Source organism: Mesorhizobium sp. B1-1-5, from assembly GCF_006443065.1.
Classification (GTDB): domain Bacteria; phylum Pseudomonadota; class Alphaproteobacteria; order Rhizobiales; family Rhizobiaceae; genus Mesorhizobium.
Map to the genome: position 1 here is coordinate 1 of NZ_VFWS01000083.1, position 22,781 is coordinate 22,781.

General features: G+C 64.0%; 24 protein-coding genes. 7 read left to right on the forward strand and 17 right to left on the reverse strand.

Annotation, left to right across the window (positions count from 1 at the left end):
• Window positions 1–78 precede the first annotated feature (78 nt).
• From clpA to FJ980_RS21320, 3 genes are all read right to left on the reverse strand, one after another.
• Window positions 79–2,544 (reverse strand): ATP-dependent Clp protease ATP-binding subunit ClpA, encoded by a 2,466-nt coding sequence (clpA, locus tag FJ980_RS21310; protein WP_095765347.1) that lies wholly within the window; start codon window positions 2,542–2,544, stop codon window positions 79–81.
• A 6-nt stretch (window positions 2,545–2,550) separates the two neighbouring features.
• On the reverse strand, window positions 2,551–2,877 hold the full coding sequence (gene clpS, locus FJ980_RS21315; protein ID WP_036258315.1) for an ATP-dependent Clp protease adapter ClpS: 327 nt from the start codon (window positions 2,875–2,877) through the stop codon (window positions 2,551–2,553).
• A 277-nt stretch (window positions 2,878–3,154) separates the two neighbouring features.
• A complete protein-coding gene (locus tag FJ980_RS21320; RefSeq protein ID WP_140545754.1) occupies window positions 3,155–3,484 on the reverse strand; it encodes a phasin family protein in 330 nt (109 codons plus the stop codon).
• Between the two features lie 288 nt (window positions 3,485–3,772).
• Between FJ980_RS21320 and FJ980_RS21325 the strand changes: the two genes are divergently transcribed.
• On the forward strand, window positions 3,773–5,197 hold the full coding sequence (locus FJ980_RS21325; RefSeq protein WP_140545755.1) for a D-alanyl-D-alanine carboxypeptidase: 1,425 nt from the start codon (window positions 3,773–3,775) through the stop codon (window positions 5,195–5,197).
• A 43-nt stretch (window positions 5,198–5,240) separates the two neighbouring features.
• Here FJ980_RS21325 and FJ980_RS21330 read toward each other — a convergent pair whose 3' ends face one another.
• The 4 genes from FJ980_RS21330 to FJ980_RS21345 form a co-directional block, all read right to left on the reverse strand.
• Complete coding sequence (locus tag FJ980_RS21330) at window positions 5,241–5,939, reverse strand: molecular chaperone DnaJ (protein ID WP_140545756.1); 699 nt, start codon at window positions 5,937–5,939, stop codon at window positions 5,241–5,243.
• A 123-nt stretch (window positions 5,940–6,062) separates the two neighbouring features.
• A complete protein-coding gene (locus FJ980_RS21335; protein ID WP_140545757.1) occupies window positions 6,063–6,497 on the reverse strand; it encodes a DUF1489 family protein in 435 nt (144 codons plus the stop codon).
• A gap of 75 nt (window positions 6,498–6,572) precedes the next feature.
• On the reverse strand, window positions 6,573–6,788 hold the full coding sequence (locus tag FJ980_RS35450; protein ID WP_140545758.1) for a type II toxin-antitoxin system HicB family antitoxin: 216 nt from the start codon (window positions 6,786–6,788) through the stop codon (window positions 6,573–6,575).
• Window positions 6,789–7,034: 246 nt separating this feature from the next.
• The gene (locus FJ980_RS21345) at window positions 7,035–8,438 is read right to left on the reverse strand and encodes an L-serine ammonia-lyase (RefSeq protein ID WP_140545759.1); all 1,404 of its coding nucleotides are present in this window, start codon (window positions 8,436–8,438) and stop codon (window positions 7,035–7,037) included.
• 168 nt (window positions 8,439–8,606) lie between these two features.
• Here FJ980_RS21345 and FJ980_RS21350 point away from each other — a divergent pair, with 168 nt between their 5' ends.
• On the forward strand, window positions 8,607–9,326 hold the full coding sequence (locus FJ980_RS21350) for a DUF599 domain-containing protein (RefSeq protein ID WP_140545760.1): 720 nt from the start codon (window positions 8,607–8,609) through the stop codon (window positions 9,324–9,326).
• Here FJ980_RS21350 and FJ980_RS21355 read toward each other — a convergent pair.
• From FJ980_RS21355 to FJ980_RS21375, 5 genes are all read right to left on the reverse strand, one after another.
• Window positions 9,299–10,096: a YdcF family protein gene (locus FJ980_RS21355; protein ID WP_140545761.1), complete on the reverse strand. Its 798-nt coding sequence runs from the start codon at window positions 10,094–10,096 to the stop codon at window positions 9,299–9,301. The genes FJ980_RS21350 and FJ980_RS21355 overlap by 28 nt on opposite strands.
• Before the next feature lie 31 nt (window positions 10,097–10,127).
• Window positions 10,128–11,693, reverse strand: a complete 1,566-nt coding sequence (locus FJ980_RS21360) for an amidase family protein (RefSeq protein WP_140545762.1) — start codon at window positions 11,691–11,693, stop codon at window positions 10,128–10,130.
• Window positions 11,693–12,151: a GNAT family N-acetyltransferase gene (locus FJ980_RS21365; protein ID WP_140545763.1), complete on the reverse strand. Its 459-nt coding sequence runs from the start codon at window positions 12,149–12,151 to the stop codon at window positions 11,693–11,695. Before FJ980_RS21365 ends, FJ980_RS21360 begins: the two co-directional genes overlap by 1 nt.
• Window positions 12,152–12,154: 3 nt before the next feature.
• The gene (gene gatC / locus FJ980_RS21370) at window positions 12,155–12,442 is read right to left on the reverse strand and encodes an Asp-tRNA(Asn)/Glu-tRNA(Gln) amidotransferase subunit GatC (RefSeq protein ID WP_140545764.1); all 288 of its coding nucleotides are present in this window, start codon (window positions 12,440–12,442) and stop codon (window positions 12,155–12,157) included.
• Window positions 12,443–12,658: 216 nt separating this feature from the next.
• Window positions 12,659–13,366, reverse strand: coding sequence for a metal-dependent hydrolase (locus FJ980_RS21375; protein WP_140545765.1), 708 nt, complete (start codon window positions 13,364–13,366; stop codon window positions 12,659–12,661).
• Window positions 13,367–13,482: 116 nt separating this feature from the next.
• Between FJ980_RS21375 and ruvX the strand changes: the two genes are divergently transcribed.
• Complete coding sequence (ruvX, locus tag FJ980_RS21380) at window positions 13,483–13,965, forward strand: Holliday junction resolvase RuvX (protein WP_140545766.1); 483 nt, start codon at window positions 13,483–13,485, stop codon at window positions 13,963–13,965.
• Here ruvX and FJ980_RS21385 read toward each other — a convergent pair.
• The 3 genes from FJ980_RS21385 to FJ980_RS21395 all read right to left on the reverse strand — a co-directional run bounded on the left by FJ980_RS21385 (window position 13,907) and on the right by FJ980_RS21395 (window position 16,764).
• Entirely contained in the window at window positions 13,907–14,248 is a 342-nt protein-coding gene (locus FJ980_RS21385; protein ID WP_140545767.1) for a DUF6105 family protein, read from the reverse strand. The genes ruvX and FJ980_RS21385 overlap by 59 nt on opposite strands.
• Window positions 14,248–14,805, reverse strand: coding sequence for a hypothetical protein (locus FJ980_RS21390; RefSeq protein WP_140545775.1), 558 nt, complete (start codon window positions 14,803–14,805; stop codon window positions 14,248–14,250). Before FJ980_RS21390 ends, FJ980_RS21385 begins: the two co-directional genes overlap by 1 nt.
• A 330-nt stretch (window positions 14,806–15,135) precedes the next feature.
• Window positions 15,136–16,764, reverse strand: a complete 1,629-nt coding sequence (locus FJ980_RS21395; protein ID WP_140545768.1) for a DNA alkylation response protein — start codon at window positions 16,762–16,764, stop codon at window positions 15,136–15,138.
• Between the two features lie 200 nt (window positions 16,765–16,964).
• Here FJ980_RS21395 and FJ980_RS21400 point away from each other — a divergent pair, with 200 nt between their 5' ends.
• The 4 genes from FJ980_RS21400 (at window position 16,965) to dprA (ending at window position 21,105) form a co-directional block, all read left to right on the forward strand.
• The gene (locus FJ980_RS21400) at window positions 16,965–17,930 is read left to right on the forward strand and encodes an aspartate carbamoyltransferase catalytic subunit (RefSeq protein ID WP_140545769.1); all 966 of its coding nucleotides are present in this window, start codon (window positions 16,965–16,967) and stop codon (window positions 17,928–17,930) included.
• Window positions 17,927–19,213: a dihydroorotase gene (locus tag FJ980_RS21405; protein ID WP_140545770.1), complete on the forward strand. Its 1,287-nt coding sequence runs from the start codon at window positions 17,927–17,929 to the stop codon at window positions 19,211–19,213. Before FJ980_RS21400 ends, FJ980_RS21405 begins: the two co-directional genes overlap by 4 nt.
• A 186-nt stretch (window positions 19,214–19,399) precedes the next feature.
• Complete coding sequence (gene plsY, locus FJ980_RS21410) at window positions 19,400–19,981, forward strand: glycerol-3-phosphate 1-O-acyltransferase PlsY (protein ID WP_140545771.1); 582 nt, start codon at window positions 19,400–19,402, stop codon at window positions 19,979–19,981.
• Window positions 19,978–21,105, forward strand: coding sequence for a DNA-processing protein DprA (gene dprA / locus FJ980_RS21415; RefSeq protein WP_140545772.1), 1,128 nt, complete (start codon window positions 19,978–19,980; stop codon window positions 21,103–21,105). Before plsY ends, dprA begins: the two co-directional genes overlap by 4 nt.
• Window positions 21,106–21,136: 31 nt before the next feature.
• Here the strand turns inward: dprA and FJ980_RS21420 are convergent, their stop codons facing one another.
• Together FJ980_RS21420 and FJ980_RS35455 are read right to left on the reverse strand one after the other, a co-directional pair.
• Window positions 21,137–22,282 carry a hypothetical protein gene (locus FJ980_RS21420; protein ID WP_140545773.1) on the reverse strand — a complete coding sequence of 382 codons (1,146 nt, stop codon included), beginning with the start codon at window positions 22,280–22,282 and terminating at the stop codon, window positions 21,137–21,139.
• 99 nt (window positions 22,283–22,381) lie between these two features.
• The coding region (locus FJ980_RS35455) for a hypothetical protein (protein ID WP_246676493.1) at window positions 22,382–22,781 on the reverse strand (400 nt) is incomplete at its 5' end.

The following is a 22,781-nucleotide window of genomic DNA, read 5'->3' on the forward strand; positions in this document are numbered from 1 at the left end:
ACCCGGCGACTGCGCGCTGACCGCTCAAAAGAAAAGAGCCCCATGCCGGGGCTCTTTTGCATTTCACATGAAGGCCGATCAGCCCTTGCGCGGCAGTTGCGGCACAAGGCTGCGTTTGTTGCCGTCCTTGCCCTTCGGCTCCGGCTTCTGCGCCACGGCCTTCTTGGGCGCCGGCTTCTTGGCCACCGCCTTCTTCGGCTTCGGCGAGTCTTCCGGCTCTTCCTTCTTCGGCTGCACGGGCGACTCGTCGGCGAGCGATTCGAGCTTCAGGCCGGACTCGCCGGTTTCCTTCTTCTCGACGGTGACGCGCACCGTGCCGCCCTTCTTGAGCTTGCCGAACAGCACCTCGTCGGCCAGGGGCTTCTTGATGTGCTCCTGGATGACGCGGCCGAGCGGACGCGCGCCCATGCGCTCGTCATAGCCCTTGTCGGCCAGCCAGGCGATCGCGTCTGGCGACAGGTCGAAGGTGACGCCGCGTTCGGAGAGCTGGGCCTCGAGCTGCATGACGAACTTCTGCACCACCTGATGGATGACCGGCACCGGCAGCGAACCGAACGGGATGATCGCGTCCAGGCGGTTGCGGAACTCCGGCGTGAACAGCCGGTTGATCGCCTCGACGTCGTCGCCCTCGCGCTTGGTCGAGCCGAAGCCGATTGCCGCGCGCTGCGCGTCCGAGGCGCCAGCATTGGTGGTCATGATCAGGATCACGTTGCGGAAGTCGATCTGCTTGCCGTTGTGGTCCGTCAGCTTGCCGTGGTCCATCACCTGCAACAGGATGTTGAACAGGTCCGGATGCGCCTTCTCGACCTCGTCGAGCAACAGCACGCAATGCGGATGCTGGTCGACGCCGTCGGTGAGCAGGCCGCCCTGGTCGAAGCCGACATAGCCGGGAGGCGCGCCGATCAGCCGCGAGACGGTGTGGCGTTCCATGTATTCCGACATGTCGAAGCGGATCAGCTCGACGCCGAGCGAGGCGGCAAGCTGCTTCGCCACTTCGGTCTTGCCGACGCCGGTTGGCCCAGAGAACAGGTAGGAGCCGATCGGCTTCTCCGGTTCGCGCAGTCCGGCGCGCGCCAGCTTGATCGCCGAGGTCAGCGCGGTGATGGCCGTATCCTGGCCGTAGACCACGCGCTTCAGCTCGATATCGAGCCCCTGCAGCACCTTCTCATCATCTGCCGAGACCGTCTTCGGCGGGATGCGTGCCATGGTGGCGATCGTCGCCTCGATCTCCTTGATGCCGATCGTCTTCTTGCGCTTGGCTTCCGGCACCAGCATCTGCGAGGCGCCGGTTTCGTCGATCACGTCGATCGCCTTGTCCGGCAGCTTGCGGTCGTTGATGTAGCGCGCCGACAGCTCGACCGAGGCCTTGATCGCCTCGCTCGTGTAGCGGACCTTGTGGAACTCCTCGAAATAGGGCTTCAGGCCCTTCATGATCTCGATGGCGTCTTCGATGGTCGGCTCGTTGACGTCGATCTTCTGGAAGCGCCGCACCAGCGCGCGGTCCTTCTCGAAGAACTGGCGGAATTCCTTGTAGGTGGTCGAGCCGATGCAGCGGATGGCGCCGGACGACAGCGCCGGCTTCAGAAGGTTCGATGCATCCATGGCGCCGCCCGAGGTGGCGCCGGCCCCGATCACCGTGTGGATCTCGTCGATGAACAGCACCGCGCCCGGATAGTCCTCGAGCTCCTTGACGACCTGCTTCAGCCGCTCCTCGAAGTCGCCGCGATAGCGGGTGCCGGCCAACAGCGTGCCCATGTCGAGCGCGAAGATGGTGGCGTCCTGCAGCACTTCCGGCACATCGCCTTCGACGATGCGCTTGGCGAGGCCTTCGGCGATCGCCGTCTTGCCGACGCCCGGATCACCGACATAAAGCGGGTTGTTCTTGGAACGGCGGCACAGCACCTGGATGGTGCGGTTGATCTCGCTGTCGCGGCCGATCAGCGGATCGATCTTGCCGGCCCGCGCCTTGTTGTTGAGGTTGACGCAGTAGGCCGTCAGCGCGTCCTGCTGCTTCTTCTTGCCACCCTCTTCCTGCGGCTCGGCGCCGTTCTGGCCGCCCTGCTCGTCCTCGGCGCCGCGCGGCGTGCGCGATTCCGAAGCGCCCGGGCGCTTGGCAATGCCATGCGAGATGTAATTGACCGCGTCGTAGCGGGTCATCTGCTGTTCCTGCAGGAAATAGGCAGCGTGGCTCTCGCGCTCGGCGAAGATGGCGACGAGCACATTGGCGCCGGACACTTCCTCGCGGCCGGACGATTGCACATGGATCACGGCGCGCTGAATGACGCGCTGGAAACCTGCCGTCGGCTTCGAATCCTCGTCGTAGCCGGTGACGAGGTTGTCGAGCTCGGTGTCGATATAGGTGAGAACCGTATGCTTGAGCTCGTCGAGATCGACGTTGCAAGCGCGCATGACGGCGGCCGCCTCGGTGTCGTCGATCAGGGCGAGCAGCAAATGTTCGAGCGTTGCATACTCATGATGCCGCTCGTTGGCGAATGTCAGCGCCTGATGTAGCGCCTTTTCCAGGCCTTGGGAGAAAGCCGGCATGTTACCTCACTTCTTCTCCATCACGCATTGCAGCGGATGCTGATTCTGTCGGGCGAAATCCATGACCTGGGACACTTTGGTCTCGGCCACCTCGAATGTGTAGATACCGCACTCGCCCACTCCATGATTGTGAACATGAAGCATGATGCGTGTGGCGGCTTCGCGGTCCTTTTGGAAAAAACGCTCCAGGACGTGAACGACGAACTCCATCGGGGTGTAGTCGTCGTTCAGAATGAGGACCCGGTAGAGACTGGGCTTCTTGGTCTTGGTTTTGGTGCGCGTGATGACAGCGGTGCCGCGACCGGGATCGTTGCGGTCTCCGTCACTTTGCATTCGCACCACGCCTGCCGTGGCAGTCAAACCGATCGTCACGTAGTCCAGCCTTTTCGAATCCTCATGCGAGTTCAACATGTAGGTTCTCGATGGACGATTTTAAGCCCTTCTGTTTAGCTGACAATATGGCTAGGTGGGCAAACCTCAGCGAATTTCTCAATCGTGAATGCGGCAAGGTGCGTCAGGTTGCGATCGCGCATGAAAAAACCCGGCCGCGTTTCCGCGACCGGGTGCTTTTGATTGGCCCGCTGGCCGTGTCCGGTGTGATCGGGCGAAATTACTTCGCCTTGGCGACCACCGATTCGAAGGGCTTGTACGCTTCCTTGGCGAGCTCGGCATAGAGATTGCCGATCTTGCTGGCCTCGGCCACGAAGCTCTCATAGCTCTGCTTGGCGTAATCGGTCTGGATCTCGACGGCCTTCTCGACGGACTTGGCCGCGAACAGCTTCTCGAAGGCGGCGGTGCCGGCTTCGAAGCTCTTCTTGGTGTATTCGCCGGCTTCGGTGGCGATCGCTTGCGCGCCCTTGGTGAGTGAGGCGAAGCTCTTCAGCCCGGTGTCGGCGAATTCCTTGCCGTATTTCGTGAAGTCCTCATAGGTCTGGGTCATTTCATACTTCCCTTTGGTTGAAACGCCCTTTTTGCCCCGGGCGCCCTTGTGCAATGCACCTCAATATATTGTGCGATGCACAAAAGTCAAGAATCCCTTGGCATGCAGGGGGTCTAGCGCCGGCGGCCGGTAAAATTCGATTAAAGAGAAGCTCGATTTGCCGAAAAATGGTGAACGCGGCGGTTACCATAAACGGATTGGTAACGCTGGGCGCGATAGCTTGGCCGGAAGTGAGGCCGGCACTCCCTTTGCCGCCTCCGGGGCAACGAAAATTCAGGGTAAGTAACGGTGCGTCAGGCGTTGTCGGGGCTGGTCTCCAAATCTTTCTCCCTCAAGGCAATCATGATCGCCGCGCTCGCGATGACGGTTGTCGTCGCCGACGTGGCGTCGGCAATGGCAGCGAGATCCTCGGCCATCGTCGTGGACGCCAAGACCGGCAAGGTGCTCTACTCCGCTGACGCCAATGGCCGGCGCTATCCCGCCTCGCTTACCAAGATGATGACCCTCTACCTCACCTTCGAAGCACTGGCGAAGGGCAGGATCAGCAAGAACACCCCGGTTCCGTTTTCCGCTCATGCCGCCGCCGAGGCGCCGACCAAGCTCGGCGTGCGCGCCGGCGGCTCGGTTCCGGTCGAGACCGCGATTCTGTCGATCGTGACGAAATCCGCCAATGACTCGGCGACCGCGCTCGGCGAGATGCTTGGCGGCAGCGAGGACAATTTCGCCCGCATGATGACGGCCAAGGCGCGCCAGCTCGGCATGAACGGCACCGTCTTCCGCAACGCCAATGGCCTGCCCGACCCGGGCCAGTTCACCACGGCTCACGACATGGCGATGCTGGGCATCGCGCTGCGCGAGCATTATCCGCAATATTACGGCTATTTCTCGCAGCGCTCGTTTCTCTACGGGCGTCAGCGCATCAACGGCCACAACCGTCTGCTCGGCCGCATCAGGGGCGTCGACGGCATCAAGACCGGCTACACCCGCGCTTCAGGCTACAACCTCGTCTCCTCCGTTGCCGATGGCGACCGCCGCCTCGTCGCGGTGGTGATGGGTGGCGCTTCCGGCCGCAGCCGCGACAACCAGATGGCTGCGCTTATCAACACCTATCTGCCGCGCGCCTCGACGCGCGGCGGCGGCGATCTCATCGCCAAGGGCAACGACAATCCGATCAAGACCTTGGCCAAGGTCCTTTTGCCCAAGCATGACGCGCCGACTCCGGACGCCAAGCCGGCTACGGATGACGCTGTCGCCGCCTCAGCCGACGATGATGCCCAGGACGACAGCCAACAGGTCGCCGAAGAGACGAAACCGGTGATCCAGATCAAGAAGGTGAAGACGGTTGCCGTGGCCGCGATGGCGCCGCCCGCCAAAACCGAGGAAGCCTCGGCCCAGGTTGTCACCGCCTATGCCGACCCGGCGCCCGCAGCACCGGCGATCGATCCGGTCAAGACATCGTCGGTGCCCTCCGGCTGGGTCGTTCAGGTTGCATCGTCGCCGACGAAAACCGGAGCCCAGGCGCTGCTCGAAAAGACGAGCAAGCAGGCGCCGAGGGTCTTGGCGGACGCATCGGGCTTCACGGTCGCTTTCGACAAGGACGGCACCACCTACTACCGCGCCCGTTTCAGTGGCTTCGGCTCGAAGGACGCCGCCTGGAAGGCCTGCGACGCCCTGAAGCGCAAGAAAATCTCGTGCTACGCCGTCGAGCAATAGGCGGCTGTTGAAATCTCCGGGAAAGTACCCGCGTCGAAGGAGACTAATCGTGATTGGAGAGCAGGACGTCCTTGGCTTCATTGATCCGCGCCGCCAGGACAGACGTGCCGCCGACATCGGCGTTCAGGCGCTGCATCAGGCGGCGGTGCGCCTTGCGGATATCCGCCGCGGCAGCCCCCGCTTCAAGACCAAGGACCTTGTAGGCCTCCTCCTTAGTCATGGAGCCCGCACCTGGCGCAACACCCAGCCCTTCGCCACCGTGCGGCTGCGCGTCCTTGCGCCAGACGGGAAAACGGCCGTCAAGATACGTCTCTAGGAGCTGGCGGCTCTCCATATCCGGGCTGAGCTCGCCATGAAGCTGGCGCAGGTCCGTTAGCCCCAGGGCCCCAAGCATCTTGCCTTCATAACGCCCGGCCAGGACAAGCCCCTCGAGCTTGCCGCTGTCGTGGTCGAGGTCCATTTCGAGCGCGGCGGTGCGCACCGTCGAATGTTTGGACGCGGCGGCGCGCGCCGGAGGCCGTCTCGTGCGTATCCAGCCGACCCAGGCCAGCGCCGCGAGCAAAAGCAGTCCACCGATAAGGCTGCGGCCAAAGATCAGCATCGGCGCCCCGACAAGGCCCAGAAAAGCCGGTCCAAGCGATCTCAGACTGTCGGCCATCCTTGCGGGATCAGCACGCACAAAGAGCATGGCGGCACCGAAAAGCACCACAAGCACCGCTGCCAAAGCGAGGATCACACCCATCGGGTAGCACCGCCATACGGATGACCGAGCATAACAAATAGGATGGGACCAAGGTCCGGCGCTTGCAAGTCCCACATCGAACGAGCCGAAGGGCCAGCGGCGGGCTTGCCGGCCGGCGCGGCGCTACAGCAGGCCGAGTTCGGCGAGTTCGAGCCTCAGCTTGGGCGGCATTTCGGCGAGTGCCGCCCTGCCCTTGCCGAGATCGGCCGGTGCGTCGGCGGGCTTCAGATAGCGCCAGCCCTGGAAGGCGCGGCGCGGCTGCCAGTCGGTGCGCACCACCTCAGGATCGAGCATGAGATGACAACGGCCGATGCCCTCGCCGTCGACGAAGGGCCGGATCTCGGTGATCAGTTGCCGGCACTGCACGCTGCCCTTGATTACCCAATAGAGCGAGCCGCCATCGGTGATCTCATCGCCGCGCGTCGGCACCATGCGGGTGGTGTGCCAGTGCTCGGCCGGCTCGCCGGCACGGCGCCGCTCGTCGAGGCGGAAGGCGATCCACTCTTCGAGATCCTCGACGCTGTCGCAACCGACGCACAGTTTTAGCAGATTGAGCATGGTCGCAATCTAGCGACGGCGTAGCGGGGGTTCAACGCCTCGAGCGGTTTTGCACAGGCAAGAAAGGCTGTCGGCTCAAGAGGCTTGCATCGCCGTCTCGAGGCCTTTCTCCCTGCAAATTTCATGGAAGATCGCCAAAGATTTCGCCCCTTCGACATAGAGCTGCTCGACATCCTGCGCATAGAAGTCGGCGCCGCCAGCAAGTCCGAGAAACTCGCCTCTCAACATCCCGATTTCAGGATCGAATGCCATCGTAGCCTTATGGCCGTCGATCTCGATGATGTTCTTCATGTTCTAACTCCGTGACTCTCCAGCCATTTTCTGATGGTTTCTTAGCATAGAAGGTGACGGACCGGATGATGGCTGCGCTGGTAGTTCGGCCTTCGAGGTCAGCCGAAACATCCATCGCCTGTCATCCACGGGCGGAGCAAGGAGCGAAGCGACGCGCGCAGATCCGAGGATGACGACATTCGGAGCGCCTTGACCAATCTCGAGCTTCGAGACGCGGGGAAGGAGATCTTGGCTGCGAAGCCCTGTTCAGCACTCCACCACATTGACCGCGAGGCCGCCGAGGCTGGTTTCCTTGTATTTCTCGTTCATGTCGAGGCCGGTCTGGCGCATGGTCTCGATCGCGGCGTCGAGCGGCACGAAATGCGTGCCGTCGCCCTTGATGGCCAAGGAAGCCGCCGTCACTGCCTTCACCGCGCCAAGCGCATTACGCTCGATGCAGGGCACCTGCACAAGGCCGCCGACCGGATCGCATGTCATGCCGAGATGATGCTCGAGCGCGATCTCGGCGGCGTTCTCCACCTGCTCGGGCGTGCCGCCCATGACGGCGCAAAGCCCGGCGGCGGCCATCGCTGAAGCGGAACCCACCTCGCCCTGGCAACCGACTTCGGCGCCCGAGATCGAGGCGTTGGATTTGATGATGCCGCCGACGGCGGCGGCCGTCAGCAGGAAGTCGCGGATGCTCGGCTGGTCGGCTTCGGGATGGAAATGCAACCAGTAGCGCAGCACTGCCGGCAGCGTGCCGGCGGCGCCATTGGTCGGCGCCGTCACCACGCGACCGCCGGCGGCGTTCTCCTCGTTGACAGCCATGGCGTAGATCGACAGCCAGTCATTGGCGAGCAAGGGATTTGGCCTGTTCTGCTGCCATTGTTCCTGCAATTTGTCGTGCAGCTGCCGCGCGCGGCGGCGCACCTTCAACCCGCCCGGCATGATGCCGTCCTGCGACAAGCCGCGATCGATGCAACCCTTCATCGCGCCCCAGATCGCGTCCAGGCCTTCGTCGAGTTCCTCGCGCGACATATGCATCTCCTCGTTGGCGCGCTTCATCTCGGCGATCGAAAGCCCGCTCTTGGCCGCCATGGCCAGCATCTCGACGGCGTTCTTGAAGGGGTACGGCACGTTCTTGCCTTCGGTCGTCACCGAGCCCTTGGCCTTCATGCGCTGCAGCTCTTCCTCGGACACGACGAAACCGCCGCCGATCGAATAGTAGATGCGCTTGAGCAGCAGCCGGTCGGACGCGTCATAGGCATAGAAGGCCATACCGTTGGCATGGCCGGCCAGCGGCGTCTTGCGGTCGAGCACGAGGTCCCTGGCGGGATCGAAGCGATATGCCGGGTGCCCTGGCGGCGAAATGCGCTTCTCGGCGCCGATGCGGGCGACGATGCCGTCGGCTTCGTCCGGATCGACTGTTTGCGGCGTCTGGCCTGCCAGGCCGAGGATCACGGCGCGGTCCGAGCCGTGGCCGATGCCGGTATAGGCAAGCGAGCCGTGCAGGCTGGCGCCGATGCGGTCGACCTTGACGCCGGCGGGCCGGGGCCAGTCGCCGGCCAGGATCTCGTCGAGGAAGCGGCGCGCGGCCGTCATCGGCCCCATCGTGTGCGAGCTCGATGGGCCGATGCCGATCTTGAACAGGTCGAAAACCGAAAGGAACACTGGGGCGTTGTCTCCTGAGGACCGCTCAAAGCATACATATAGGAATTCCCGGGATGTTTCCGCTGTTTTGCATGGCGCGGCCCGGCGACTGCCGACCTTGTTTGCTCCGCCAGCGACATCGCTTGCCGCCTGTCGAAGTGCCGGCACCCCTTGTGTTAAAAGCAATGGATGGGCGACTCACTCCATCTTTCGGCGGCCGATCTGGCGGCACTGGCTTTCTTCCTGGTCGTCTGGGTTGCGCACACGCTCGCCTCGGACGGCAAGCTGGTCCGTCGCATGTCGCTGACCACGGCGATGAACGCCCAACGCGAGGCCTGGATGCGCAACATGGCCGAGCACGAGATCCGCATCGTCGATACCGCCATCATGGGCGGCCTGCAGCAAGGCACCGCCTTCTTCGCTTCCTCTTCACTGATCGCGCTCGGCGGCTGCTTTGCCCTGCTCGGCGCCTCAGACCGCGTGCTTGAGGTTCTGGCCGGCCTGCCCTTCGGCGCGGCTCCGTCGCGCGAAGCCTTCCAGACCAAGGTGTTCGGCCTGGTGCTTGTCCTGGCCTTCGCCTTCTTCAAATTCGGCTGGGCCTATCGCCTGTTCAACTATTGCTCGATCCTGATCGGCGCCGTGCCGACCCCGCATGGCCTGGCTTCGCGCAACCCGGTCAGCGAAACGGCGGTGTGGCGGGCGACGCGCATGAACGTGCTTGCCGGCAAGCACTTCAACTCCGGACTGCGCGCCGTCTTCTTCTCGATCGGCTATCTCGGCTGGTTCGTCGACCCGGTCATCTTCGTGATATCGACGCTGGTGCTTCTGGCCGTGCTGGTGCGCCGCCAGTTCTTCTCGGCGGCGCGGCAAGCCGTGCTCGGTCAGCCGCCCGGCCCGGGAAAGAGCTGATCGATCTTGCCGGACAGCCTGTAGGCGAAAAGCCCGATCCACTCGCGCACTGCGATGGTGGTCGCCTGCACCGAATCGACCGGATTGTCGCGGTAGAGGCCGACGCCTTCCCTGCCCGAGGTGCGATAGTCGACCGGCCACGGAATGGTCGCAAAACCCGCCTTGTCGAACAGCGCCTTGGCGCGCGGCATGTGGAAAGCCGAGGTTACCAACAGCCAGGTCTCACCCGGCTTCGGCTCGATCAGTTTTCGCGAGAACACCGCATTCTCGTAAGTGTTGCGGGATTTATTCTCTAGGATCAGGCGATCGGCGGAAATGCCTAAAGCGCCGAGCAGCCGCGGCGCCGTGTCGGCATCGCCCTCGCCGTCGAGAAAAAGCGAGCCGTTGCCGCCCGATACGACGATCTTCGCTTGCGGAAAGCGCCTCGCAAGGATCGCTGTCTCCACCATGCGGTCGCCGCTGCTGTTCAGCTCGTAACCGCCGCGCGCCAGATTGATGGCGCCCTCGAAGCCGCCGCCGAGCACGACGATGCCGTCGACCTTCTCGGGCAATGGCGGCTTGGGAAAGCGTTGTTCGAGCGGATTGAGCATCATCGCGCCGACCGACGTCCAGGCCGAAAGGACCAGGATCGTGACGCCGAGCACGCTACCCGCGGCCGCCAGCCGCCGGCGCCCAAACAGCGCTGCCAGCAGGCCGGCGAGCAACAGGAAGATCGCCAGGTTGATCGGTTGGATGAAGAACCAGAGAATCTTGGAAAGATAGTAGAACATGCATCGCCCCTTTTTCAGATGAGGGGCGCCGCTACCACCACTTCTCCGGCTGGAACCTGCCCGCCGCCTGCTCGATGACGTTGGCCGTCTGGAACAGCGTCTCCTCGTCGAAGGGGCGGCCGATCAGCTGCAGGCCGAGCGGCAGGCCTTTGCCGTCGAGGCCGGCCGGCACCGAAATGCCGGGAAGGCCGGCCATGTTCACCGTCACGGTGAAGATGTCGTTGAGATACATCTTGACCGGATCGGAGGCCATGTCCTCGTCGGCGATGCCGAAGGCGGCCGACGGCGTCGCGGGCGTCAGGATGACGTCGACGCCGGCGGCAAAGACGTTCTCGAAGTCGCGCTTGATCAGCGTGCGCACCTTCTGCGCCTGCAGATAATAGGCGTCGTAATAGCCCGCCGACAGCACATAGGTGCCGATCATGATGCGCCGCTTGACCTCGCGGCCGAAACCGGCGGCGCGGGTCTTCTCATACATGTCGACGATATCCTTGCCGGGCATGCGCAGGCCGTAGCGCACGCCGTCATAGCGGGCGAGATTCGACGAAGCCTCGGCAGGAGCCACGATATAGTAGGCCGGCAAGGCATATTTGGTGTGCGGCAGGGAGATGTCGACGATTTCCGCGCCGGCGTCCTTCAGCCAGGCGATGCCTTTCTGCCAGAGCGCCTCGATGTCTTCCGGCATGCCGTCGACACGATACTCCTTCGGAATGCCGACCTTCATGCCCTTGATCGGCTTGCCGATCGCCGCCTCATAGTCCGGCACCGGACGGTCGACCGAAGTCGTGTCCTTCGGATCGACGGAGGCCATCGACTTCAGCAGGATGGCGGCGTCGCGCACATCGCGCGCGATGGGGCCGGCCTGATCGAGGGAGGAAGCGAAGGCGACGATGCCCCAGCGCGAGCAGCGCCCGTAAGTCGGTTTGATGCCGACCGTGCCGGTCAAGGCGGCTGGCTGGCGGATCGAGCCGCCGGTATCGGTGGCGGTGGCGCCGGCGCAAAGAAAGGCCGCCACCGACGAAGCCGACCCGCCCGACGAGCCGCCCGGCACCAGCTGGGCATTGTCCAAGGTCCGCGCCGTCTTCGTGCCGCCGGCGGACACAAAGCCGCCATCGCCCTGATGCGTCGTCGGCATGACGACCGTATCGACACGCGAGCGTCGCCACGGATTGATCACCGGGCCGTAATAGGAGGTCTCGTTGGACGAGCCCATGGCGAACTCGTCCATGTTGAGCTTGCCGAGCATGACGGCGCCGTCGGCCCACAGATTGCTCGTAACGGTCGACTCGTAATGCGGCTTGAAGCCGTCCAGCACGTGGCTACAGGCCTGGGTGTGGATGCCTTCGGTGGCGAACAGGTCCTTGATGCCGAGCGGAATGCCTTCCAGCGCGCCGCCCTCGCCCGTGGCGAGCCGGGCATCGGAAGCCTTGGCCATGTCGCGCGCCTTGTCGGCGGTCACAGTCACATAGGCATTGAGCACCGGATTGGCGCGATCGATCGCCGCGAGATAGGCCTCGGTGATCTCGGCCGCGGTGATCTCCTTGCCGCGCAGCTTGGCGCGGGCCTCGGAAATGGTGAGAAGGGTGAGATCGCTCATCAGGCAAGGCTCTTTTCGTAAAACGCCGACCATTCGGAATCGGGATAATCCAGCACCGGTCCGCAACGCGAGAATCCGGCGCGCTCATAGACGGTCCAGGCGGCGGGGTGCCGATCGCCGGTTTCGAGGACCAGGCGCTTCAGCCCTTCCTGCCGGGCAAGCGCCTCGACACGTGCGACGATCTCGGCGCCGATCTTGCGGCCGCGATGCGAAGGCCGCGTGTACATACGCTTGATCTCGCCGACCGCATCGTCATGGCGCTTGAGCGCGCCGCAGCCGACGGCAAGGCCGTTGTCGCGGGCGATGAACACCGTCGTATCCTCGTCGGCCATCTGCTCGACGGTGAGATGGTAGCAGTGCTCGGGCGGCGTCAGTTCGAGCAGCGCGGCGTTGAGTTCGGCGACCAGCGCGCGCACGTCGTCCTGCAAAGGCGTCTCGACGGCGATCTCGACAGCCACGCTCTACTCCACCACCTTCGGAACGAGGAAGAAATTCTCTTCCGTCGCCGGCGCGTTGGCGACGATGTCGGCGGCCTTGTTGCCGTCGGTGACGGCATCCTGGCGCTTCTTCATCTCCATCGGCGTGACCGAGGTCATCGGCTCGACGCCCGAAACATCGACCTCGTTCAATTGCTCGACGAAGCCGAGGATGGCGTTCAATTCGCCGGTCATGCGCTCGGCGTCCTCCTCGCTCACCGCTATGCGGGCAAGGTGCGCGACGCGCTTCACGGTCTGAAGATCAACGGACATGTTCTATCGCCTCGGGAAAACCAGTTCGGGCTATAGCGGCGCGGCGCCCAGCGCGCAACACGGATCATGCCGGTTCGATCGCCACGCGGTTGCTCCCCGGGGAGCTTACGCGGCAATGCCACGCCCTCGCAGCGATAATGGCTGCCACGGTTTGCCGGCCTGTGTGCAGCGTATCTCTCCTGGCTTGGCAGCAGAGCTCTTCCGACGCAGAGAAACCTAGATCGTGATCGCCTTGCCGATGTCCGGCAACGCCACGTTTACGCCCGAGCCTTCCATGCCGGCGACGAACTTGTCGGCGGTCTGGTCGATCATCGAGAAGGTGCCGAAATGGCAGGGAACGACCGTATCGAAGCCGAAGAAGCGGCGGCAGGCAAGGGCCGCCACGGCGCCGCCCATGGTGAAACGGTCGCCGATCGGCACGATGCCGATCTTCGGTTCGTGCAGCTCGTTGATCAGCCCCATGTCGGAGAAGATGTCGGTGTCGCCCATATGGTAGAGCGTCTTGTCCTCAGGAAAGTGCAGGACAAGCCCGCCCGGATTGCCGAGATAGGTGTTGGCGCCGCCTTCGCCGCCGAAGGAGGACGAGTGCAGCGCCTGGACGAAGGTTGTGGTGAAAGGGCCGCAATCGACGGTGCCGCCGATATTGCCCGGATTGATCTTGTCGCCGCTGACGCCCTGGCCGACGAGGTACATGCAGATCTCGAAATTGGCGACCAGCATGGCGCCGCTTTTCTTCAGCACTTCGACCGCGCCGCTGACATGGTCGTTATGGCCGTGGGTCAGGAGCACGTGGGTCACGCCTTCCGCCGGTCCTTCCCAGCCGCCCGTCCAGGACGGATTGCCGACCAGATAGGGATCGATGAGAATGGTGGCGTCCTTGGTCTCGACGCGGAATGCCGAATGCCCGTACCAGGTCAGTTTCATGAACGCTTTCCTCGATTTCTCCGTTGCCGGAAGATAGAACGCTAGTCGCAAATTGAAAGTGGCGCCCTCCTCTTAAACGTCAAAAGGATGTGACGCCTGGATATCAGGAAAAGCCGTTGGGCATTATTTCAATCGAGGAACTGCCGGCGCGGCTTGCCGGCGGCAAGACGCTCGCCGGGCTCGATCTCGGCGACAAGACGATCGGCGTGGCGGTTTCCGATCGCGGGCTGTCCTTCGCCCATCCGCGCCCGGTCATCCTGCGCAGGAAATTTTCGCTGGATGCCGCCCAATTGCTCGCTCAGCTCGACAAGGACAATGTCGGCGCCTTCGTGCTCGGCCTTCCGGTCAACATGGACGGCTCGGAAGGACCCCGAGCGCAAAAATCCCGCGCCTTTGTCCGCAACATGGCGCAGGTCTGCGACCTGCCCTTCGTGCTGTGGGACGAGCGGCTGTCGACGGTCGCGGCCGAGCGGACACTGATCGAGATGGATTTCTCGCGCAAGAAGCGCGCCGGCAAGATCGATTCGGCGGCCGCCGCCTTTATTCTGCAGGGAGCCTTGGACCGGCTTCAGTCGCTGGGCCGAGCCGATCGGGGCTGATTTCGCCGTGCCGGCGCTGCCTGATCCATTCGGCGATGTTGCGCCGGCGCCGGAAGGCCCAAAGCCCCATGAGCAGGAAAAAGTCGAAAACGCAGGTCCGCGCTACCATGCCCGGGATGATAGCCGGATCGATGCCGAGCATCTGGCCGTAGAGCTGGAAAGCGAAATCGTGCACCTGTCGGCTCAGCATCGCATAGCCGAAATTCATGTCGTTGGCCGACAGGAAGAACCATCCCCAAAAGATGGCCATCGGAGCAGCCCAGAGCGTGAATATCGTGCGCATCAGCGCCTGCCTCCAGGCTTGTTTTCCGGGCGGCCGGATATGCGGGAAAGGAGCGAGCTGTGCGCGGCGCCCATCGCCATGCGCGAGGCGGCGCGAATGTCGCCCTCGGGCAGATTCATTGCGGCGAAGGTGGAGCGGCGTTCAGCCAGCACGGCGATGTAGGAAGCAAGCAGCGCCGTCATCTGGATGGCGACGATCATGAACAGGCCGTCTATGCCTTGCGCCACGCCGCCGATGAGGATCAGCGAAAGCAGGAAAGATGCCGAGATGAAGGCGATCCGGGCCACGCTCTCGCCCGCGTCCGGCCTTGCCGCCGCGTTCAGCAGCGTTTCGACGAAGGCCCAGCAGAACAACACCGCGACGATCAGCAACGCGATCGAAAGCGGCGCGACCACGGCCGCATTTTCAAACTGCGGAAACCGGTTGCCCCGGACGGAGAGGCCAAGCACGCCAAGAGCAGTCGCTATGCCGCGGCTGCCGTCCATGCAGACATAGGCAAGCAGGGCGAAAACCACCGCCCAATGCAAGGCCAGAACTGAGCTCAACACGTGCCGCATACGTTTCCCGCTGGCGGAGTTCGGGGAGGTCATGGTTAACCCTTCCCTACTCCAGCAAAGTGGAGAGTGGGCTTTGCAACGGTTCGCCGCAACGGAAACCATTTGTTAAGGTTAACAGCTATCCACAGATCGGCAATCTGCCGTTAATGCATGTCGCCCGGAAGTGCGCAGCGGGTTCTGGGACAACGACATGCATCACAACAACGACTTAAGCGCGTCGCCCAAATCCGTTTCGGCACGATGCGCTCTACGGTATGAGCCGAAAAAGCGTGAAGCGGTTTTCGGATGACGTGATGCTCAATCTCTTGATTTAGAGATTTTAGAGCCGGATCAGGTCACCGGCGGATAGAGCGTGTCGATGATCATGCGCGCGTCGTGGCGCGAATCGAGCATGCCGTAGGTGGTGCGCCACTGGCCGCCGAGACGCGTTTCGACGAAGGCGTCGGCGATCCGCCCTGCCCCCAGCCTGCGCAGCTCCGCCGCCGCGGCCGAAAGCGCCAGCTGTTCGGTGAGCAGGCGCGCCGAGCCCTGGTCAGTCGCGGCGACCTGCATGGCCGCCTTCAGCACGCCGATGGTGCCGCGCCCGCCGGTGCCGAGATCGCGGTCGATGCCCGTCAGCACCTCCTCGAACAGGCCGGGCGCGCGGCCGAGCACGCGCAGCACGTCGAGCGCCATGACATTGCCAGAGCCCTCCCAGATCGCGTTGACCGGCGCCTCCCGGTAGTAGCGGGCAAGCGGCGCTTCCTCGACATAGCCGTTGCCGCCAAGGCATTCCATCGCCTCGTAAAGCAGCTGCGGCGCGATCTTGCAGACCCAGTATTTGACGACAGGCGTCATGGCGCGGGCAAAGGCCGCCTCGCCGCGATCGCTTGCCGCCTCGTCGAAAGAACGCGCCAGCCGGAACGACAGCGCCGTGGCCGCGGCGACGTCGAGCGCCATGTCGGCCAGAACCCGCTGCATCAGCGGCTGGTCGATCAGGTTGGAGCCGAACACCTGGCGATGGCGCGTGTGATGGACAGCCTCTGCGAGGCCCGCCCGCATCAGCGCCGACGAAGCGACCGCGCAGTCGAGCCTGGTCAGCGTCACCATGTCCATGATCGTCTTCACGCCTGCGCCCGGGTCGCCGACCATCTCGCCAATCGCGTTGACGAACTCCACCTCCGACGAGGCGTTCGAGCGATTGCCGAGCTTGTCCTTCAGCCGCTGGAAGCGGAAGCCGTTGCCGGAACCGTCGCCCAGGATGCGCGGCACGAGGAAGCAGGACAGCCCCTCCGGAACCTGCCCGAGCACCAGGAAGGCATCCGACATCGGTGCCGACATGAACCATTTGTGACCGGTTAACCGATAAAAACCACTGCCGGTGCGCTCCGCCCTGGTGGTGTTGGCGCGCACATCGGTGCCGCCCTGCTTCTCGGTCATGCCCATGCCGAGCGTCAGCCCGGTCTTTTGCACCGGCGGCTTCTGCGCCTGGTCGTATTTGCGCGTCGTCACGCGCGGCGCCCATTCGCGGAAAAGTTTCGGGCTTGCCATCAAGGCCGCCAGCGAGGCGCTGGTCATGGTGATGGGGCAAAGATGCCCGGTCTCGAGCTCGGCGGTGAGGTAGAAGCGTGCCGCCCTCACCTGATGGCGGCGGCCGATCTCGGCATCGCCGTTTTCCCATACCGAAGAATGCAGGCCGCCGGCGATCGCCCGGCGCATCAAGGCATGATAGGCCGGATGATATTCGACCAGGTCGAGGCGACGGCCCTGGCGGTCATGCGTCCGCAATTTCGGCGTGTCGGTGTTGGCGAGGCGGGCAAGCTCCTGCGCTTCCTGCGTCATCACGAACCGGCCAAGCCCGTCGAGATCCTTGCGCACGGGGTCGGAAAAACGCTCGGCTAGCTGGATGAGCAACGGATCGCCCCGCCATGCATTGCCGCCGGCCAACGGCGGCGGCTGGTTGATCACCTCGTCGGTCACGCCCAATCCTTCAGTTGCCCAATCCTTCAGTTGGCCGAGAGGTTCTTACCATTTCCGAGCCCGCGGTCGCGAATCCGAAGCCACTGGGCCTTATAGCCCAAGCCACGGAAGGCGCGCGACGAAAATACCGGGGAGAACGCCCGCAATCCAAAGCTGACGCTTGCGGCAGGCCGGACCGCATCCTATAGCAGCGCCTTGAGATGACCGACGCTTCGTCCCTGCCGCTCTTCCCCCACCGCCATCTTCTGGGCATCCGCGATCTTTCCCCCGCCGATATCGAGCTGTTGCTTGATCGGGCCGACCAGGCGGTGGCGATCTCGCGGCAATCGGAAAAGAAGACCTCGACGCTGCGCGGCCGCACCCAAATCAACCTGTTCTACGAGGCATCGACCCGCACGCAATCGTCCTTCGAGCTCGCCGGAAAGCGCCTCGGCGCCGATGTCATGAACATGTCGGTGGCAAGCTCCTCGGTGAAGAAGGGCGAGACGCTGATCGATACGGCGATGACCCTCAACGCCATGCGCCCCGACATCCTGATCATCCGCCACCAATCGGCGGGCGCGGCGGCCCTGCTCGCCCAAAAGGTCGGCTGCTCGGTGGTCAATGCCGGCGACGGCGCGCATGAGCATCCCACGCAGGCGCTGCTCGATGCGCTGACCATCCGCCGCGCCAAGGGGCCGCTGTCGAAGCTGATCGTGGCGATCTGCGGCGACATCCTGCATTCGCGCGTCGCCCGCTCCAACATCATGCTTCTGAACGCGCTCGGCGCGCAGGTGCGCGTCGTCGCGCCCTCGACATTGCTGCCCTCCGGCATCGACAGGATGGGCGTGATCGTGTCGCGCTCGATGGCCGAAGGCCTCAAGGACGCCGACGTGGTCATGATGCTGCGCCTGCAGCGCGAGCGCATGGAAGGCGCCTTCGTGCCGTCGGTCCGCGAATATTTCCGCTATTTCGGCCTTGATGCCGAAAAGCTGAAAGCCGCCAAGGACGACGCGCTGGTCATGCATCCCGGCCCGATGAACCGTGGCGTCGAGATCGCCTCCGAGATCGCCGACGGACCGCAAAGCGTCATCCAGGAACAGGTCGAGATGGGCGTCGCCGTGCGCATGGCGGTCATGGAGGCGCTGCTTGATCCGCGCCGCAACCATGAAGGGCGCGGCGCATGAGCGTGACCGTCTTCAGCAAGGCGCATATCGTCGATCCCTCGCGCGGCGTCGACGAGATCGGCAGCGTCATCGTCGACGGCCGCAGAATCGTCGCGGCCGGAAAGGCCGCATTGAACCAGGGCGTGCCGGAAGGCGCCACCGTCGTCGACTGCGCCGGCAAGACGATCATTCCAGGCCTTGTCGACGCGCGCGTCTTCATCGGCGAACCAGGCGGCGAGCATCGCGAGACCATCGCCTCGGCGAGCGTCGCCGCGGCGGCGGGCGGCGTCACCTCCATCGTCATGATGCCGGACACCGACCCGGTGATCGACAATGTCGCGCTGGTCGAATTCGTGCTGCGCACGGCGCGCGACACCGCGAGCGTCAACATCTTCCCGGCGGCAGCGATCACCAAGGGCCTCGAAGGCCGCGAGATGACCGAGTTCGGCCTGCTGCGCGAGGCCGGCGCCGTCGCCTACACCGACGGCCGCCACACGATCGCCAATGCGCTGGTAATGCGCCGGGCGCTGACCTACGCCCGCGATTTCGGCGGTGTCATCGCGCACGAAACGCAAGATGACAACCTCGCCTCGTCCGGCGTGATGAACGAAGGGCTCTATGCGAGCTGGCTCGGCCTGTCGGGCATTCCGCGCGAGGCGGAGCTGATCCCGCTCGAATGCGACCTGGCATTGGCCCGGCTGACCGGCGGCGCCTATCACGCGGCAAAAATCTCGTCGGCGATGGCAGCCGGCGCGGTGGACCGGGCAAAGACGGACGGCGCCAATGTCACGGCCGGGGTCGCCATCCACAATCTGTCGCTCAACGAGAACGACGTCGGCGAATACCGCACCTTCTTCCGGCTGACCCCGCCCCTGCGCGCCGAGGACGACCGGCTGGCGATGATCGAGGCGATCAAGGACGGCACGATCGACATCATCGTCTCCTCGCACGACCCGCAGGACGTCGATACCAAGCGCCTGCCCTTCGCCGACGCCGCCGCCGGCGCCATCGGGCTGGAGACGCTGCTTGGCGCCGCACTTCGGCTCTACCACAATGGCGACGTGCCGTTGCTCAGGCTGATCGAGACGCTGTCCACGGCGCCGGCCAGACTGTTCGGCCTGCCGGGCGGCACGCTGAAGCCGGGTGCGCCGGCCGACCTCGCGGTCGTCGATCTCGACGCGCCGTGGATCGTCAGCGAAAGCGGCCTGCGCTCACGCTCGAAGAACACCTGTTTCGAGGGCGCGCGCCTGCAGGGCAAGGTCCTGCAGACAATGGTCGCGGGCCGCACGGTGTTTTCCGCATAAGCCCCGCATCGCTTGAGCCCTGCTGAGTCTGCCCGGCGTAGACTTGCTTGGCGAACCCTCCCGACTCTACCATTATGATAAGTTCACGCCCAAGCAGGGCCAGCACTTGCAAACCATGGTTGCATCGCGCACAGTGAATCAATCATAGAGAGAACTACCGAAGCGACAGGAAACATGGGGGAAACAATGGGTTATGCGATCGCGCTCGTCTTCGGCTATCTGCTCGGCTCGATCCCGTTCGGACTTCTGATCACCCGTGCGGCCGGGCTCGGCGATGTCCGCCAGATCGGCTCCGGCAACATCGGCGCGACCAATGTGCTGAGGACGGGTAACAAGGGCCTTGCTGCCGCCACACTGCTGCTCGATGCGCTGAAAGGCACGGCCGCGGTGCTGATCGCCGGGCATTTTTCGCCGGACTTCGGACTGTTGGCCGGCTTCGGCGCCTTCCTCGGCCATCTCTTCCCGGTCTGGCTCGGCTTCAAGGGCGGCAAGGGTGTTGCCACCTATCTCGGCGTGCTGCTTGGCCTTGCCTGGCAAGGCATGCTTGTCTTCGCCGTCGTCTGGCTCGCGATGGCCTTCCTGTTCCGCTATTCCTCGCTGGCGGCATTGGCGGCCGCGGTGGTCGTGCCGATCGCGCTCTATTTCATCAGCACGCCGCAGATCGCCAGCCTGTTCGCGCTGATGAGCCTGATCGTCTTCATTAAGCACCGCGCCAACATCTCGCGGCTGCTGGCCGGCACCGAAGGCAAGATCGGGGCGAAGGAATGAGCGCCCCGGCTGCCGGACCGCGTCTCAGCGATCGGCAGCGGCTTGCCTGGCTTCGCCTGATCCGCACGCCCAATGTCGGCCCGGCGTCGTTTCGCGAGCTGATCAACCGCTTCGGCTCGGCCGAAGCCGCGCTTGAAATGCTGCCGGAGCTGATGATCTCCGGCGGCGCCAATCGCATCGTCCGCATCCCCTCCATCGCCGAAGCCGAAGCCGAGCTGGACGCCGCCCGGCGCGCCGGCGGCCGCTTCGTCGGCATCGGCGAGGCCGATTATCCGCCCTTGCTGAAGACCTTGGACAACCCGCCGCCGCTGCTTGCGGTGAAAGGCGAAGGCGCGGTCTTCCGTCTGCCGGCGGTAGCGATTGTCGGCGCTCGCAATGCCTCGCTGGCCGGCATCAAGATGGCGCGCATGCTGGCGGCCGATCTCGGCCGCGACGGTTACGCCATCGTTTCCGGCCTGGCGCGCGGCATCGACACGGCCGCGCACAAAGGCAGCGTTTCGACCGGCACAGTCGGTGTGCTGGCCGGCGGGCTCGATGTGCCCTACCCGCCTGAAAATGCCGGCCTTTGCGATGAGATCGCCGATCGAGGCGGTGCCATCGTTTCCGAGATGCCCTTCGGCTGGCAGCCGCGCGCCCAGGATTTCCCGCGCCGCAACCGACTTGTCGCCGGGATGGCGCTTGGACTGGTGGTGGTCGAGGCGGCGCAGCGCTCCGGCTCGCTGATCAGCGCGCGCCTCGCCAACGAAATGGGCCGGCTGGTCTTCGCCGTGCCGGGCTCGCCGCTCGATCCGCGCGCTGCCGGCTGCAACGCGCTGCTCAAGGACGGCGTCACGCTCGTCACCGAAGCCGCCGACGTGCTCGGCGCGCTGGCGCCGCTTGCCGGCACCCGGCTTCCAAGAACCGCCCCACTTGCCGAGGCGCCCGACACATCAGCCATGCCGCCGCCAGGCGAAAACGACCGCGCCGATGTGCTGGAAGCGCTCGGGCCCACGCCGACAGGCATAGACGAGATCATCCGCCACACGGGACTGAGCGCCGCGCAGATTGCGATGGTGCTCCTGGAACTCGACCTTGCCGGACGGCTCGAGCGCCACGCCGGCGGGAACGTGTCGTTGATTGCGTGACCTGGCGCGTTTACCCGCAACGCTGATTTCCTTACCGGAACAGATATTTGGACACTTCCGGATTGCCGCGGCGCCACATCACATTGTCGAGGAAATAATGGTGCACGTTGATGAAGATCAGCACGATGAAGAAGAACAGCGACGAACCGAGCACCTGCTTGTCGTAGGGAACCAGGGCGGTCAGCACGAACGGGATCAGCCAGAAGCCGAGATAGCCAAGCGCCCCACCCCCGATGATGAATCCCAGCACCCGCAACCTGTAGCGGGGCCCGAGCACGGATAATAGCTTCGGCTCCGGATCCCGCGCGGCATCCGAGACGTCACGCTCGACATTGGTCTGATAGCGCCACACCACGGCCAGATATTGCAGCGAGTGAAGCGCCGGCACCACGAGCAGCCAGAGCGGGTTTATCCTGGCGATCAGGATCCAGAGATAGAGCGAGGCGACATAGGCCACGATGCCGTTGTAAGGCAGTCCGCCGCCATTCCTTCGCCAGCGGTTGACCAGCATGAAAAGCGTGGCCGCCGTCGATCCGACGGCGGCCAGCACGGCGATTTCGGTGATCCAGGACGGCGCCGCGAAAGTGTAATATTGAAGGCCGTAATACTGCCCTTGCGTCACGGCTGTATTCGTCTGCAGCCAGGCCAGGATCCACACCGCATAGCTGTTGACGAGCAGCACCTTCTTGTCCCGGTTGTCGAAGAATTTGCGCTTCAGGACGGCGTCGACCATCAGCATGCCGTAGCCTTGCTTGACGTAGTGCCAGCCGACGAAAAAGAACATCGCGTTGGCCGCGAAGCCGAGCAGCCGCGTGTTCGACGTCGCCGCGCCATAGGCAAAGAACAGGGCCATGACCACTGGCACGATGACGCCGGCGAAAATGTAGCGAAGCTGCAGGCCTCTGTCGTAGCCCTCGCCACGCGCCTTGCGGCCGAAATTGCGGTAGAAGATCTGGTAGGAGTGGGCGAAATGCGGATAGTTTACCCCATAGGCCACGACGACCATCGTCGCGGCCAATGAGCCTTCATAGTCGTGCGGCACCAGGAACAGCAGTGGCAGGATCAGAAACGCGCTGCCGCCGAGCATCAGGAAATCGGCGACCGGGCCGAAAAGATATCTGCCCGGCGGCGTCGCCGCCTTGGGCGCCTGCGCATCTACCGAAAGGTCAAGTGCCATCCTGGAGCCTCCCTCGGAGGCGCCGAGTTTAACCACGACCCCATCCAGGGACAAGTTTGCCCGTGACCGGCACGCATTGTCTTGGGGAAAGTCACCCCCTCAAGGCAAGGCAGCCCGAGCGATCTTCATCAGCCGCTTTCTGGCTTCTGCTACGCGCTTCTGTTCCGACCGTATGCGGTCGCACAGGACAAGGTTGATCCCCACACCACAGTCCTCGTCCAGCATTTTCTTTGCGTGATTGAGAGAAGTCTCCGCGCGTTTTACGCTCTGCCTGGCCCTGGCCAGTTCCAAGTTCAGTACGTCCACTGTATCCGCATCCCAGATTGCGGTCCCTTCAACAGGGAAACAGCCGCGCGCAAGTTTTTGTTCCGATTGCCGGAGACGCAGACAAACGTGCTGCTTCGATCGCCCGGACATGGAAGCGCCCGTGGGGTCGGATCTCGCATCTATTTGGGTGTTAAAAATTTTGGTGAGCGCGATGGGATTCGAACCCATGACC